General features: G+C 41.4%; 14 protein-coding genes and 1 other annotated feature. Of the genes, 13 read left to right on the forward strand and 1 reads right to left on the reverse strand.

The window, feature by feature from the left end:
* The first annotated feature begins 40 nt into the window (after positions 1–40).
* Complete coding sequence (locus tag JOC33_RS17300) at positions 41–1,069, forward strand: phosphotransferase (protein ID WP_205093803.1); 1,029 nt, start codon at positions 41–43, stop codon at positions 1,067–1,069.
* Here the strand turns inward: JOC33_RS17300 and JOC33_RS17305 are convergent.
* Positions 1,041–1,229 (reverse strand): hypothetical protein, encoded by a 189-nt coding sequence (locus JOC33_RS17305; RefSeq protein WP_205093804.1) that lies wholly within the window; start codon positions 1,227–1,229, stop codon positions 1,041–1,043. The genes JOC33_RS17300 and JOC33_RS17305 overlap by 29 nt on opposite strands.
* A 134-nt stretch (positions 1,230–1,363) precedes the next feature.
* Positions 1,364–1,585, forward strand: a binding site (T-box leader).
* A gap of 176 nt (positions 1,586–1,761) precedes the next feature.
* On the opposite strand from JOC33_RS17305, the gene JOC33_RS17310 reads away from it, so the two are divergent.
* The 12 genes from JOC33_RS17310 to minD all read left to right on the forward strand — a co-directional run bounded on the left by JOC33_RS17310 (position 1,762) and on the right by minD (position 15,160).
* Positions 1,762–4,404, forward strand: a complete 2,643-nt coding sequence (locus tag JOC33_RS17310) for a valine--tRNA ligase (RefSeq protein WP_205093805.1) — start codon at positions 1,762–1,764, stop codon at positions 4,402–4,404.
* Between the two features lie 99 nt (positions 4,405–4,503).
* Positions 4,504–5,796 carry a bifunctional folylpolyglutamate synthase/dihydrofolate synthase gene (locus JOC33_RS17315; RefSeq protein ID WP_205093806.1) on the forward strand — a complete coding sequence of 431 codons (1,293 nt, stop codon included), beginning with the start codon at positions 4,504–4,506 and terminating at the stop codon, positions 5,794–5,796.
* A gap of 103 nt (positions 5,797–5,899) precedes the next feature.
* Complete coding sequence (locus JOC33_RS17320; protein WP_205093807.1) at positions 5,900–7,624, forward strand: sensor domain-containing diguanylate cyclase; 1,725 nt, start codon at positions 5,900–5,902, stop codon at positions 7,622–7,624.
* Positions 7,625–7,707: 83 nt separating this feature from the next.
* Positions 7,708–8,463 (forward strand): prepilin peptidase, encoded by a 756-nt coding sequence (locus JOC33_RS17325; protein ID WP_205093808.1) that lies wholly within the window; start codon positions 7,708–7,710, stop codon positions 8,461–8,463.
* 137 nt (positions 8,464–8,600) lie between these two features.
* Positions 8,601–9,491 (forward strand): SPOR domain-containing protein, encoded by an 891-nt coding sequence (locus tag JOC33_RS17330; protein ID WP_205093809.1) that lies wholly within the window; start codon positions 8,601–8,603, stop codon positions 9,489–9,491.
* Between the two features lie 185 nt (positions 9,492–9,676).
* A complete protein-coding gene (locus JOC33_RS17335) occupies positions 9,677–10,243 on the forward strand; it encodes a Maf family protein (protein ID WP_205093810.1) in 567 nt (188 codons plus the stop codon).
* A gap of 66 nt (positions 10,244–10,309) precedes the next feature.
* On the forward strand, positions 10,310–10,981 hold the full coding sequence (radC, locus tag JOC33_RS17340; RefSeq protein ID WP_205093941.1) for a RadC family protein: 672 nt from the start codon (positions 10,310–10,312) through the stop codon (positions 10,979–10,981).
* Between the two features lie 193 nt (positions 10,982–11,174).
* Positions 11,175–12,212 carry a rod shape-determining protein gene (locus JOC33_RS17345; protein ID WP_239534284.1) on the forward strand — a complete coding sequence of 346 codons (1,038 nt, stop codon included), beginning with the start codon at positions 11,175–11,177 and terminating at the stop codon, positions 12,210–12,212.
* A gap of 15 nt (positions 12,213–12,227) precedes the next feature.
* Positions 12,228–13,109 (forward strand): rod shape-determining protein MreC, encoded by an 882-nt coding sequence (gene mreC / locus JOC33_RS17350; protein WP_205093811.1) that lies wholly within the window; start codon positions 12,228–12,230, stop codon positions 13,107–13,109.
* Positions 13,106–13,636 (forward strand): rod shape-determining protein MreD, encoded by a 531-nt coding sequence (gene mreD, locus JOC33_RS17355; protein ID WP_205093812.1) that lies wholly within the window; start codon positions 13,106–13,108, stop codon positions 13,634–13,636. Before mreC ends, mreD begins: the two co-directional genes overlap by 4 nt.
* 47 nt (positions 13,637–13,683) lie before the next feature.
* The gene (gene minC / locus JOC33_RS17360; RefSeq protein ID WP_205093813.1) at positions 13,684–14,370 is read left to right on the forward strand and encodes a septum site-determining protein MinC; all 687 of its coding nucleotides are present in this window, start codon (positions 13,684–13,686) and stop codon (positions 14,368–14,370) included.
* Positions 14,363–15,160, forward strand: coding sequence for a septum site-determining protein MinD (gene minD, locus JOC33_RS17365; protein ID WP_205093814.1), 798 nt, complete (start codon positions 14,363–14,365; stop codon positions 15,158–15,160). The genes minC and minD overlap by 8 nt, the downstream gene beginning before the upstream one ends.
* Positions 15,161–15,162 lie beyond the last annotated feature (2 nt).

The raw sequence follows: 15,162 nt of genomic DNA on the forward strand, positions 1-15,162 counted from the left end.
TAGTACGACAAGTGCCCTCTGTGTTCATGGAGGGATTACAGTGAATCAGGAGAATATACTACTGGAGATGTATGGTTTAACACCGCGTCAGACGGAACGTATATCACGAAAGGTGACGCGTGTTTATACAGATCATGGTGATTTTGCCATGAAACAGTCGCGATTTACACGGTCAGATTTATTCAACTGGGATAAAATTACGCAATGGCTGGAGACTCAGGGAAGAAATCTTGCGCCGCCAGTGATTAAAACAAAAAAAAATCATCCTTATCATATACAGAGAGATTATGTGTATTATCTTACGCCCTGGGTCGAGCATACAAAGGACAAATACCCAAGTCATGACATAGAAAGCTTTTATCACAGTATCGGGATGCTTCATAAGCAGACAAAAAAACAGGTTCGTTCAGCTGGTTCTTTCGTCACTGCGCTTCGGGAAAGGAATGAAGCAAGCACGGACATCCATGGCCGCCTGCTCGATAAGCTGGAGTTCTTTGAAAAACAGCATTATATGTCACCATTAGGGCTTTCAGTCTGTTCCCAATACAGACAGGTCCATGATGCATTAGAACTGTTGAAGGATTTATCAGGAGAATTACCTGAAAAAGGTGATGAAATTCCGATTGTCGTTAACCATGGAAACCTGAAAAACAGTCACATCATCCAGTATCACGGACACAGTTATTTTTTGAATTGGGAACGGATGTATATAGGGCCGGCAACGGTGGACTTAAGCAGATTCTTTTTGAATGATTTTCGATATCATGACACACCAATTCAGGATTACATGAAAAAATTTTATATATACGAGCAATTATATGGAATGTCCAATCAGGAGCGTGTAATACTGGCTATTCAATTAGTAGACCCCCACCATTATTGGGATAAACTTGAAAAGGTTGTATCCAGCCGGTCACTTAGTGAGCTGGAAAAAGTGTGGGCGATGGAAAAAAGCTTCCGCCGTGTTATTTTTGGGCGAGTTGCAGCAGAAGCTCTCTATTCATCGTATCAGGCTCAACAATTACAAGAAGAGGGGGATGCTAAATCCACTCCAGATGAAACGCAATAAAGGCCCCTACAAAAATTCCAAGCAGGAAAACATCCAGGGTGGTAGGGAAGAAGAGGGTCCGAATCAACTGGAAAATCATCAACGGTATAGTAGCCTTTTCAAGGATATAGAGCCATTGACGACACCATGGCGGCAGACGGTAACGGTAAAGACGACTCATCTATATCACCTCTTTATGAATAATTTATGATAATACGGCTAAAATGATGAAAATGCGGAAATTATCTTCCATTTTTATGTTGCAGTTGATTTTTCGTCTATTTCTATATAGAATATGAATTATAATTAAACACGTGAAATGCCGTGATGGGGAAGAGTACATCATCCAAGCCTTCAGAGAGGAAAACCGAGTGCTGAAAGTTTTCCAGGTAATATGTATGTTGGAAGTCACCCCGGATGCAGCTTCTTTGAATGCAGTAGGAGAAGCCGGTTAGAAGCCGTTAAATCATTAAGCGCACAGACCATGTAAGTCTGTGAATCAAGGTGGTACCACGGAATGACCCTTTCGTCCTTTTATTGGATGAAAGGGTTTTTTATTTTTACACGGAGCAAGTATAAAATTTTACTAAGAAGCTTCTTGACTTAGTGAAAATTTAAAAGGTTCCTAGTATAAGAAAAACATACGCATACACGGAAGGACGAGTGAATGCTTAATTTTCTAACACTTTGTGAAATGATGAGGAGGATGAACGATGAATAATCAAGAGGTGTCTTTACCGCCTAAATATGATCCGAAAGCTGTGGAAGAAGATCGGTATAAGTATTGGGTGGATGGCAAGTTTTTTGAAGCGACAGGAGACAATGAAAAAGAACCTTATACTGTTGTTATTCCTCCCCCAAATGTTACAGGGAGGTTGCATCTTGGTCACGCCTGGGATACAACCCTTCAGGATATCATTACCCGGGTTAAACGAATGCAAGGCTATGATGTTTTATGGCTCCCAGGTATGGACCATGCAGGAATCGCAACACAAGCTAAGGTAGAAGCAAAATTAAAAGAACAGGGCACGACCAGATATGAATTAGGAAGGGAGAAATTCCTGGAACAGGCGTGGTCCTGGAAAGAGGAATATGCAGATTTCATCCGTACCCAATGGGAAAAAATCGGACTCGGCCTTGATTATTCGAGGGAACGTTTCACCTTGGATGAAGGGCTGTCTGATGCGGTTAGGGAAGTCTTCGTCAAGTTATATGAAAAAGACCTTATTTACCGTGGCGAGTACATCATAAACTGGGACCCAGCCACAAAAACTGCTCTTTCTGACATTGAAGTCATTTACAAAGATGTCAAAGGTCATTTCTATCACATGAGATACCCTTTGCAGGATGGTTCAGGCTATATTGAAATTGCAACGACAAGGCCGGAAACAATGCTTGGAGATACAGCGGTTGCTGTACACCCCGACGACGACCGTTACAAGAAACTGATTGGCAAAAAGGTCGTACTGCCCGTTATCGGCCGGGAAATCGAAATCGTGGCTGACGATTATGTAGATATGGAGTTCGGATCAGGAGCTGTAAAAATTACTCCTGCACACGACCCAAATGATTTTGAAATCGGCAATCGTCATAACCTGGAACGTGTACTTGTAATGAATGAAGATGGAACGATGAATGAAAATGCTGGTAAATATAAAGGAATGGACCGCTTTGAATGCCGTAAACAGCTAATCAAAGATTTGCAGGAACAAGGAGTCCTCTTTGATATTGAGGATCATGATCATTCTGTTGGCCATTCTGAGCGAAGCGGTGCAGTTGTGGAACCGTATTTGTCTACACAATGGTTCGTCAATATGAAACCATTGGCAGAACAAGCAATCAAACTGCAACAGAGCGATGATAAGGTAACATTCGTCCCTGACCGTTTTGAAAAAACGTACCTTCACTGGATGGAAAATATTCGGGACTGGTGTATTTCCCGCCAACTGTGGTGGGGGCATAGGATACCGGCCTGGTACCATAAAGAAACCGGTGAAATCCATGTCGGAAAAGAAGCACCTAAGGATATAGAAAACTGGGAACAGGACGAAGACGTGTTGGATACTTGGTTCTCTTCAGCATTATGGCCGTTTTCCACGATGGGATGGCCGAATGAACAAAATGAGGATTTTAAGCGTTATTTCTCAACCGATGTCCTTGTAACTGGATATGACATCATTTTCTTCTGGGTGAGCCGAATGATTTTCCAATCGATTGAATTCACAGACAGACGCCCATTTAAGGACGTACTGATCCACGGTTTAGTCAGAGATGCTGAAGGAAGGAAAATGAGTAAGTCCCTCGGTAATGGGGTTGATCCGATGGATGTGATTGATAAATACGGTGCTGACTCGTTACGGTATTTCTTATCAACTGGATCGGCACCTGGTCAGGATCTCAGGTTCCAGTGGGAGAAAGTAGAGGCAACTTGGAATTTCGCCAATAAAATCTGGAATGCTTCTCGTTTTGCCCTGATGAACATGGGTGATCTGCAATATAAAGATATTGACTTATCTAACGTCCAATCCGTTGCAGACCAATGGATACTGACTCGTCTGAATGAAACCATTGAACAAGTGACAAAAAATATCGACCGTTATGAGTTCGGTGAAGCAGGCAGACATTTATACAATTTCATCTGGGATGAATTCTGTGACTGGTATATAGAAATGGCGAAACTGCCTCTATATGGAGAAGACGAAGCTGAGATAAAAACAACAAGGTCGGTCCTTGCGTATACACTGGATAACATCATGCGCATGCTGCATCCGTTTATGCCATTTATTACAGAAGAAATCTGGCAGCATCTGCCGCATGAGGGGAAATCGATCACTACAGCATCATGGCCTCAAGTGGAACAGAAATACAATAATCAGCAAGCTGTTTCTGAAATGGAACGACTCGTGAATATTATACGTTCGGTACGTAATATTCGGGCAGAAGTGGATACCCCAATGTCAAAAGAAGTCCAGCTTATGATTAAAACAAAAGATGAACAGGTAACCAAGGAGTTGGAAAAGAACCGACATTATTTAGAAAAATTCTGTAATCCTAGCGAGCTCGAAATCGCAACAGAAATTCGTGCACCGGAAAAAGCGATGACGTCCGTCGTAACAGGAGCTGAATTGTACCTTCCATTAGCCGGTCTGATCAACATAGAGGACGAAATCGCTCGTCTTGAGAAGGAACGCGAGAAGCTCGATAAAGAAGTAGAACGCGTCCAAAAGAAACTATCGAATGAAGGCTTTGTTAATAAAGCACCTGATCATGTAGTAGAAGAAGAGCGGAAGAAAGAAGATGACTATCTTGAGAAGCGTGCGAAAGTAGAAGCGCGAATCAAGGAATTACAGGCGTAAGTGAAAGAAGCAAGAGGGTATTCCACAGAGGGGTGCTCTCTTCTTTTATGAAGATTCTATTACTGAAGAATTAGCGTTAATGAAAGGAGGAAACATCGTATGACTTACGAGGAAGCGATAGACTGGATACACAGTCGTGAAAAATTCAAAATAAAACCAGGTTTAAAGCGGATGGAATGGATGATGAAAAGGCTTGGTCACCCAGAAAAGGGTTTAAATGCCATCCATATTGCAGGAACAAACGGTAAAGGGTCTACGCTATCTTTTATCAGGAGTCTCTTGCAGCAGCAAGGGAATCAAGTAGGTACGTTCACCTCTCCATATATCATTACTTTTAATGAGCGGATCAGCATAGATGGAGTGCCGATAAGAGATGAGGAATGGGTCGATTTGGTCTCTGCAATTCGACCCTTGGCGGAAGAGCTGGGAGAAACTTCATTAGGTGAACCTACCGAGTTTGAAGTAATCACTGCCATGGCAATTTTATATTTTAACAAGGCTGAATTGGATTTCGTCATTTTTGAGGCAGGATTAGGGGGGAGGTATGATTCCACTAATATTATTTCACCGATCATGACAGTAATTACAAATATTGGGTTAGATCACATTAATATTCTTGGTGACACCTACGAACAAATTGCGGCTGAAAAGGCGGGCATTATAAAACAAGGTGTACCGCTCATAACAGCAGTTGATGATGATATCGCGTTTAAAGTGATAAAGGAAGAAGCTGATGATAAAGGAGCCCAAGTATTCAGGCTTGGAAAAGAATTTTCCGTTCTTCGTAAAGAGAGTACAAACGATGGCGAGCAATTTACATTTACGATGAAAGATTATATTTCTGAGCCTTTCCTTACAAGATTGAAAGGAAGACACCAGGTTTTAAATGCTTCTGTAGCTTTGGCAGCAGTTGAAATTCTTTCGATTGAGTATCACTTCGACAGGGCAATTTACCAGAAAGGTATTATGTCTACTGACTGGCCAGGGCGATTTGAACAGATTTCAACAAACCCAGCGGTTGTCCTTGATGGAGCACATAATGAAGAAGGGACTATTTCAATGATAGATACCCTGAAAGTGCATTTTCCCCATCATAAAAAATATCTTTTATATGCTGCTTTAAGTGACAAACCGATAACTGGAATGTTATCCAGGCTTGCAGGCAGTTTTGATAGGGTTATATTTACAGGTTTTGCATTTCCTAAATCAATGAAAGGGAGCGAGCTGCTTCAATTATACCCCGGTGAAAATGCCGACAGTACGGAAGATTGGAAATCATCTCTTGAAGATATTATGAGTAATTTGAATCAGGATGACGTTTTGGTTGTCACTGGCTCTCTATACTTTGTGTCGGAAGTGAGAAAATACTTGGAATATAGGAAAAATGTATGATAAAATACTAATAATCTGAATTTTCCATTAGCATAATGTCCTAGTTCAATAATAACCATTTGAATCAGAAATGCAGCATAATATGCAAGGGGATGCATCGAATATGACTAAAGAGAAGAAGCTGGCTGTTTGGATGACCTGGTTGCTTGTCTGGCCTTCCGTGATTTATCTTTTGTATGTGTTTTTTACACCAGGATTTCAGGGAATAGCTACAGATATCTTCTCTTTTGCATTGCTGATGTGTGTGGTGGCGTTTTTTCCATTAGTATTCGGTGATTACCCAATATTTTTCATCCACGGTGTCAGCTTAGCTGTATTTTTATACTTCGGTCTTTTTATTGAGCTGATTCTTACTCAGGTTGCGTTAGTCGTCTTTATCATCAAGTTAAGGATTCCCACGCAAGATTTCTATCGTCTGCCATTGAATATGCTCATGTTCATGGCAGCAAGCTGTGCATCTGCGTTCGTTTATGAACAGTTAGGAGGAAAGCATGGATCAGCTTCATTCGAGGCTTTTTCTGATATCATTCCAGTGTTGGGGTACATCCTGACATTGTTCCTTGTGAACCAGATATTGATTATTATTTTTGGGGTGGTTCTACATAATAGACCTGTCAAGATTTTGGACAGATCAATGCTATGGGAAGTTTCCACAACAATACTGGTTATGCCGGTAGGCTTTCTGCTTTACTTGCTTTACTCACAAATTGGAGTAGTGGCCGTTTACTTTGTCGGTATTCCTTTTGTTTTTATTACAGTAATGCTCATGCTTTACCATTCCAGCCAGCAAGTGAACGTTTATTTGCAGAAAATAAGTGATATCGGCCATGAACTCACGGGTCAGCTTAATGTAACCGAAGTTGTCGATCTATTTATTAATAGGTTAGTAAAGCTCCTTCCATTACGGTATTGCTATATCTACAATGTTATTGGTGATAAACTTGAGCTCCTCAGATTTCATGACGCAAGCCAGACACATACAAATCCTTTTATAAAATTGTCAAAAGGCGAAAGCATCAGCGGGACTGTCCTGGAAACTGGCAAAGGTATACAGTATAATAACCGAAGACAGTGGTCTCACCTTGTGGGCAGGTACCTGCCCGATGACGGGGAAAGCGTTATTTCTCTGCCAGTTTACAGAAGTTCTGAAATCGTTGCGGTAATCACCATCATCTCCAGTAAAAAGAGAGCATTTGTAAAATATCAATATATGATTTTAGGAATTTTGGCAAACTATCTTGCGGTTGCTATTGAAAATGCACGTAATTATGAAGAGACAAAAATAAAAAGCGAACGTTGTCCGCTGACCAGACTTTACAATTATCGTTATTTTGAGGAAGAATTGAAAAAGACCTTTGACAGCCATGTGACTAAAAAGGAATCCATCTCACTGATTCTTCTGGATTTGGATCATTTCAAACAGGTAAATGATACATATGGCCACGAGAGTGGAAATGAGGTACTTCGTTGCCTGGCTGAAAACCTCACTAGAATTGTCAGTGATCGTGGAACCGTGGCTCGGTATGGTGGCGAAGAATTTGTTATTATGTTACCTGGCTTATCAGCTGAGGAAGGTATCAGGATAGCTGAATTTATACGTAAAGAAATTGCTTCTAAGCCGGTAAAGTTAAGCAAGCATATTTTAAATGTAAACGAAGATGTTTCCATTTGGCTGACAGCCAGTATTGGAGTCGCAACCTACCCTGACCATTGTGAAAGTCATGAAGAGTTGATAAGGCATGCGGACAGGGCTATGTATACGGGTGCAAAACAGAAGGGCAGAAATAAGGTGGCAAGTTATATGCCGAATATAGTTGCAGCCGAGTAACTCACTCGGCTTTTTGTCTGAAAAATCATTAAAAATTTCAATAATAAGATAGTTATTACTAATTTGAAAAAGAAGGTAGATATATGGAATTCTTTTATGCGTGTTTTTTATTTCTATACGGAATTATCTGTGGATCATTTTTCAATGTAGTCGGAAGAAGGATGCCCGCAGGTGAATCATTTACCTATTCACGGTCGAAATGTCCCCACTGTTCCCATCACTTAAAATCCTCTGATCTCATCCCCCTCCTCTCCTATGTTATGCTGCTCGGCAAATGCCGATATTGCCATAAACCGATTTCTTTCCTTTACCCTTCTGTTGAACTTTTGACCGGGATAATGTTTGCTGTCAGTTTTCTGACCTTTGGATGGAGTTATGAATTTGCAGGTGCTCTTCTTTTAATTACCCTTAGCATGATCATCCTGGTATCAGACTTGCTTTATATGCTCATTCCGAATAAACTTCTTCTATTTTACTTACCTCTATTCATCCTTTATCGAATTGTCTATCCATTGGAACCATGGTTTGGGTCAGTCTTTGGTGCAGTGGGTGCCGCTATCCTGCTTGCTGTAATCATCATAGTCAGCAAAGGAGGGATGGGGGCAGGAGATATGAAATTAATGGGACTGTTGGGTATCATGTTCGGCTTTCAGCAAGCACTGCTTATCTTTATTTTGGCGTTATTCACTGGTGCAGTTATCAGCCTTACCCTCCTTTCTGTCCGCATGATATCGCGAAGTAAACCTGTCCCTTTTGGACCGTATATTGCAACAGGTGCTCTACTGACTTATTTTAAAGGAGAAGAATTGATGGCCTGGTATTCTTTTTTTTTCCATTGATGATTTAGTTTTATGTCAAACTGCTTCCACAATCAGACACAAATAGATAAATAAAATAATCCGCACACGACAGGAGTCGTCTACTTTCTTGAATAAACTGTGCTAGAGTTGTTTTCAAAGGGCACAGGGGTGATGCAGTGGACAAGCAGGATAAAATTTCAATTCGTATGAACGGTGAAGAAATTCTGATTCCTCGTGAGGAGCACGATGCGTTTAAAGAAGTTGAGACCTCAAAGGAAGAGCAAGCAGCTGCGGTAGATATTTATGAATATGAGTTTAAGGAACCGAAGAAAGTAATTGAGCCTGAAGTGTGGAAAAAACATCCGTATTTTAAAAAGAAGCGGAAAAAAAACCTCTCTCAGCCAGTAAAAAAAGTTTTGTTATCTGTTTTGGCTGCACTTTTGGCCGGCCTGGTACTAGGGTTTATTCTTTTACGGATGTTTGTGGGCATTACGGAAAATGATAAAGCAGAGGGGTACAATTATTTACAAGAGTCAGCGGCATCAGGCCAAACCGACAATTCGGCAGGGAGCGGAGCTGCAGAGCTGCCGGAGTTAAGTGCTTTTGTTATTCAGGCAGGTTATTTCACCAGCAAAGAAAAAGCAGTATCCTGGGGCGGTCAGTATGAAAATGCAGGCTACCCCACCTTCATTTGGGAAAGGGAAGGAGAATTTTATTTATTTGCCGGGCTTGCCAGTTCAGAGTCATCTGCTAATGAGAAAGCAGACCAATTAAAAGAAGATGGGTTACAGACTTATGTAAAACCGTGGGCCGTATCCGGAATGAAAGAAGTAGATATTAAGGGGGCAGAAGTGCTGGATAAGTTGCCTGGCCTTTTCACTTCCTCGATTACAGGGGAGACAGACCAAGCTGCCTGGGAACAGTTGCAGGCATCCCTGCCGGACGGAAAAGCTTTTACAATGCTGGAACAGTCAATTAACTCATATCTTGGTGCGGAAGGTACCGCAGAGAAAGAGGAAATGCTTTTCGCTATATGGAAAACGTATGAGAACATCCTTCAAAAATAGGCTAAAGTTGCCTATTTTTTTATTTTTTGTCTAAAATGGACAAAGAAATGTTTAATTTACTTAAGAAATAATAGAATTTTTATGGAAAGTGAGCTAGTCAGAAGGATAATAAACAGTTTTTATCATTTGCGATAATTATTCTAGACTAAATAGAACCTCACTTTTTTAGTAAGGATGGTTTAAAAATGAAAAAATTAATATTAGGGTCAGGGTCGCCGAGAAGAAAGGAGCTGCTGGAACTCGCCGGGTATACATTCGAGGTTAAAACTAGTGATATCGATGAATCCATGCATAGAAAAAGTGATCCGCAAAGTATTGTAGAACAGCTGGCGCGTATGAAAAGTGAAGCTTTTACCATTAGTGATAACGAAGTGTTATTAACCGCAGATACCATTGTAAGTGCAGGGGGTAACATTCTCGGAAAGCCTGAAAGTAAAGAGGAGGCATCTGAAATGCTTCACATGCTTAGCGGGGAAGTACATGATGTCCATTCAGGAGTTTCCATCCGTACAAATGAGCAAACATACGTATTCTCCCAGCAGACAACTGTGGAGTTTTGGAAGCTGACAGAAGACGATATCGAACAGTACATCCATACGAAGGATCCGTATGACAAAGCTGGCGCCTACGGTATACAATCAAAGGGAGCGATACTTGTAAAGGCGATTCAAGGTGATTATTATAATGTAGTCGGTCTCCCTCTTTCCCGTGTAGTCAGAGAGTTACGCACGTTTGAAATTTTACCATCCTGAAGAAGAAGAAAAAATGTGAGGAATGTATGAAGGAAGGAAGCGGAGATATTGCAAGATGTCCAAGTAATGATGCAGGACGTCCCTAAGGGAGACAGACCCCGGGAAAGGCTGCTCGAACTCGGCCCTTCCCATCTATCCAATCAGGAACTGCTTGCGATTTTATTGGGTAGTGGAACAAAGAATGAATCCGTCATGGTCTTAGCCCAGCGGTTGTTTATGCATTTCGAGGGTTTGGAACTCTTGAAAGACGCATCAGTGGAAGAACTTACTGCAATAAAAGGGATTGGCCCAGTTAAAGCAGTACTGCTTCAAGCTGCACTTGAACTAGGCAAACGTATCCATCATTTAAAACCTATTGACCGCTATATTATACGCAGTCCGGAAGATGGGGCAGACTTTGTCATGGAAGAAATGCGGATTCTGAAACAGGAACATTTTATCTGTCTGTTTCTTAATACGAAAAATCAAGTATTGCACAGGCAGACCATATTTATTGGCAGTCTCAATGCCTCGATCGTTCATCCTCGCGAGGTTTTCAAAGAAGCTGTTAAGCGCTCAGCCGCCTCTATTATCTGCGCACATAATCACCCCTCTGGAGATCCCACTCCTTCTCAGGAAGACATTCATGTCACCAGAAGGCTTGCGGAATGCGGAAAGATGATTGGCATAGAACTATTGGACCATATAGTGATAGGAGATCGCAAATTTGTATCACTAAAAGAAAAAGGATATCTATAAGACTATCCAATTTTGATTTTTTTTCGTATAATTGAATAGATACTGAAAAACAGCGCCTATTATAAGTCAGAACTTATAACAGGCGCTTCTTTCTCATGCTGCTGAGAGGATTGGCAGCAATATCCGACAGTTATTTTAACTTTGATATATAAATACTGAAATCCCACAAGATTCAGGAGAAAGGGAGATAATATTGGGTTTATTTGGTTTTTCTCAAGATTTAGGAATAGATTTAGGAACTGCGAATACATTAGTGTTCATTAAAAATAAAGGTGTTGTGGTAAGAGAACCTTCAGTGGTCGCACGCAGTGTCGCCACCGGAAATATTGAAGCAGTGGGGAATGCTGCCCGAAACATGATTGGCCGTACCCCAAGCAATATCTCTGTCGTAAGACCAATGAAAGACGGAGTAATAGCTGACTATGATACAACAGCTGAAATGATGAAGTATTATATACAAAAAGCGATGAAAACCCGTTCTACTTTTGCAAAAAAGCCAAACGTAATGGTTTGTGTACCGTCTGGAATCACAATGGTCGAAGAGCGAGCTGTTATCGATGCAACGAAACAGGCAGGCGCTAAGGAAGCATACCCAATTGCTGAACCATTTGCAGCCGCTATTGGTGCAGGACTTCCAGTCTGGGAGCCTACTGGTAGTATGGTTGTAGATATCGGTGGGGGTACGACAGAAGTTGCAATAATATCATTAGGGGGAATTGTCACATCTCAATCTATCAGATTGGCTGGTGATGAGATGGATGATGCGATCACCCAATATATACGGAAACAATATAATCTTATGATTGGTGAACGGACTGCAGAAGCTGTGAAAATGGAAATAGGTTCAGCGGGAAAATCCGATCTCGAGGAAGAGATGGAAATCCGCGGAAGAGACTTACTGACAGGATTACCGAAAACAATCACAATTACATCTTCCGAAATCGCAGGAGCATTGAAGGATACTGTCGAAGCGATCATGGATGCGGTCAAAAACACACTGGAAAAAACACCTCCAGAACTGGCAGCTGACATCATGGACCGAGGCATTGTATTGACAGGAGGCGGAGCACTGTTAAAAGAACTGGACCAAGTGATCAGCGATGAAACAAAGATGCCGGTGTTCGTAGCTGATGAGCCATTGGACTGTGTAGCGATAGGTACGGGTAAGTCGCTTGAATACATCCAGCATTTTCGATCCCAGCCTAACGTTGCATCACGTTCAGGTATGTAATAGGTTTGGTTTTTTATGTCCTCTTTTACTAGAAAAAAAAGACTTATCCTTGTATTAGTAAGTTTCATCCTACTGGTATCCCTTGTCGGCTTTTCGATAAGGGAGAGAAGTGAACTCACTCTTCCCGAGCAGTTCATTCATGACACAGTAGGATGGGTGCAGACGATTTTTAACCAACCCGTACAATTCGTTCAAGGCACAATTGACAACATACAGGATATCAAACAGACTTATGAACAGAACCAAGTGCTGAAGTCGCGGCTGTCGCAATACAAATCGATCATGCAGGAAAACCAGATGCTGAAGAATGAAAATGAAGAATTGCGTTCTAATCTTGATCTGCAGGAAAGCCTTAGAGATTATAATCCGATTGATGCAACGGTTATTGCCAGGAGTTCAGAACGATGGTTCAGCCAAATGATTGTCAACCGCGGCGAAACGCATGGTGTTAAATCAGGAATGGCCGTTATTACCGGGGAAGGAATGGTAGGGAAAGTACAGACCACTGATAAGTTCCATTCTACCGTCCGTTTATTGAGCGGGTTCAACCGGAATAATCGAATATCTGCATGGGTATGGAAAAAAGAAGGAGACCCTATCCATGGACTTATCCAAGGTTATGATGAGGAAACCGATAAGTTGTTGTTAAAAGAGATAGAATATGATGCAAAAATCAAGGAAGGACAAGCGGTTATCTCTTCCGGAAAAGGTGGCGTTTTCCCGGCTGGCTTACGCATTGGGGAAATAACGAAAGTGGAAATAGACCAATACGGACTTACCCAGACAGCTTATGTGGAGCCCGCAGCAAACCTTTATGATATCAATCATGTCATGATTGTAGACAGAAGTATGCCAACATACAATATGGAGGAGCAAATGGAGGAGGAAAAGGAATGATACAACGTTTCTATCTTCCCTTGATTTCCTTCCTTTTGTTAGTCTTTCAGGGGATGGCGATGAGTCTGCTTCCATCCAGTCTTGTCTATTCTGAACTCCTCATAACTCCGCACTGGGTGCTGATTATACTCATGTTGATGGCAGTTTTTTTCGACACTGATGATACCTACTATTCTATTTTATATGCGGTAATTTTCGGCCTTCTGATCGACATGGTATACACTAGTATGTTAGGAGTATATATGTTTACCTATGGCATCGTCATATACATCGTCCATGGCTTTAAGAAAATGCTCCACGGAAATTTTCTGGTTGCCATGCTGCTCAGCATAATGGGTTTATGCATCACAGAAGTTTTTCTTTATACTATATATTTCTTCTCTAAAGTGACACAAATGCCATGGGAGTCTTTCTTATTAGACCGATTGATACCTACCGTCATAGCTAATCTGCTCTTTTTCTTTCTGGTATATCCATTGCTTAAAAGCAGAATGGAAAAGTGGTCCGAAACTATTCAGCGCAATTGACAGTCAACAGGATTGACAAAGGTCCATATACAATGGGGTGATGCAAAATGATAGCCAGTAAGCAAAAAATAGCCATTAAAGGAACGAGGCATGGTCTCACGCTTCAATTAGATGATCAATGCTCCTATAAGGAAATACTTGGAGAATTGGATGAAAAACTGTCTTCCAATAACCAGGCGGAAGACGATCAGTTGATTAATGTTACCATTCAATTAGGAAATCGTTATCTTACGCAGGAACAGAAAGATGCGCTTAAAAAAGTCATCCGAGAAAAACAGCATCTTGTAGTAGATTCAATCGAATCGAATCTTATCACGAAGGAAGAGGCAAAAGAATGGAAGAAGCATGCGGAAGTAAAACCATTTGTGAAAGTAGTCCGTTCTGGCCAGGTTATCAACATTGAAGGTGATTTATTATTAATTGGAGATGTAAATCCCGGAGGCAAAGTAATGGCTACAGGGAACATCTTCATTATGGGGAGTCTAAGGGGGATCGCCCATGCCGGGGTGGATGGTGATGAGAAGGCAGTGATATCAGCATCCTTTATGAAGCCAAGCCAATTACGCATTTCTGATTCGATCAGCCAGGCCCCGGATTATGAAACTGATGGTGTCTATATGGAATGTGCATACCTGGATGAAAAAGTAAGTAAGATATTGATGGAACGTCTCCAGGACGTTATTAAAAAGCGTCCAGATTTAAGCAGTTTTGAAAGGAGAATGCTGAATGGGTGAGGCGATAGTCGTAACCTCCGGGAAAGGGGGAGTCGGTAAAACGACTACCACAGCCAATATAGGAACAGCCTTGGCATTGTTAGGCAATAAAGTTTGTTTGATTGATACAGATATCGGTCTCCGTAACCTTGATGTCGTAATGGGGCTTGAAAATCGGATAATTTTTGACTTGGTAGACGTTGTCCAAAATCGGATAAAGCTTAAACAAGGACTCATACCTGACAAGCGCTTTGACTGTCTACAACTCCTCCCAGCAGCTCAAACAAGTGATAAATCAGAATTGTCCCCAAAAAGAATGAAAGAAATCGTTGAAGAATTGAAGCAGGATTTCGATTACATAATCATAGACTGCCCGGCAGGCATTGAACAAGGCTTTAAAAATGCTGTAGCTGGAGCGGATAAAGCGGTAGTTGTTACTAATCCTGAAAAATCCAGCATTCGTGATGCCGATCGGATAATCGGATTGCTGGAGCAGGAAGACATGGAACCGCCCAAATTAATCGTAAACCGTATGAAAAATCATATGGTTAAAACTGGGGACATGGTCGATGTTGATGATATCGTCAATCTCCTGTCTATTGACTTACTTGGTGTTGTGGCTGATGACGAAGAAGTTATCAAAGCTTCTAACATAGGTGAGCCTGTTGCACTTCAGCCCAATTCGAAAGCTTCCCTCGCGTACCGTAATATTGCCAGGAGGATTCTGGGTGAATCTGTTCCGCTACTATCATTAGAAGAAGAGCAAGGCCTGCTTGCTAAAATGAAAAGATTCTTCGGGATAAGAACCTGATC

The organism is Thalassobacillus pellis (assembly GCF_016908295.1).
Classification (GTDB): domain Bacteria; phylum Bacillota; class Bacilli; order Bacillales; family Halobacillaceae; genus Thalassobacillus; species Thalassobacillus pellis.

Coding starts and splice junctions, on each gene's coding strand:
- JOC33_RS17305 (WP_205093804.1), bottom strand. CDS start 1,229: ATGAGTCGTCTTTACCGTTACCGTCTGCCGCCATGGTGTCGTCAATGG.
- JOC33_RS17310 (WP_205093805.1), top strand. CDS start 1,762: ATGAATAATCAAGAGGTGTCTTTACCGCCTAAATATGATCCGAAAGCT.
- JOC33_RS17315 (WP_205093806.1), top strand. CDS start 4,504: ATGACTTACGAGGAAGCGATAGACTGGATACACAGTCGTGAAAAATTC.
- JOC33_RS17320 (WP_205093807.1), top strand. CDS start 5,900: ATGACTAAAGAGAAGAAGCTGGCTGTTTGGATGACCTGGTTGCTTGTC.
- JOC33_RS17325 (WP_205093808.1), top strand. CDS start 7,708: ATGGAATTCTTTTATGCGTGTTTTTTATTTCTATACGGAATTATCTGT.
- JOC33_RS17335 (WP_205093810.1), top strand. CDS start 9,677: ATGAAAAAATTAATATTAGGGTCAGGGTCGCCGAGAAGAAAGGAGCTG.
- radC (WP_205093941.1), top strand. CDS start 10,310: ATGATGCAGGACGTCCCTAAGGGAGACAGACCCCGGGAAAGGCTGCTC.
- mreC (WP_205093811.1), top strand. CDS start 12,228: ATGTCCTCTTTTACTAGAAAAAAAAGACTTATCCTTGTATTAGTAAGT.
- mreD (WP_205093812.1), top strand. CDS start 13,106: ATGATACAACGTTTCTATCTTCCCTTGATTTCCTTCCTTTTGTTAGTC.
- minC (WP_205093813.1), top strand. CDS start 13,684: ATGATAGCCAGTAAGCAAAAAATAGCCATTAAAGGAACGAGGCATGGT.
- minD (WP_205093814.1), top strand. CDS start 14,363: ATGGGTGAGGCGATAGTCGTAACCTCCGGGAAAGGGGGAGTCGGTAAA.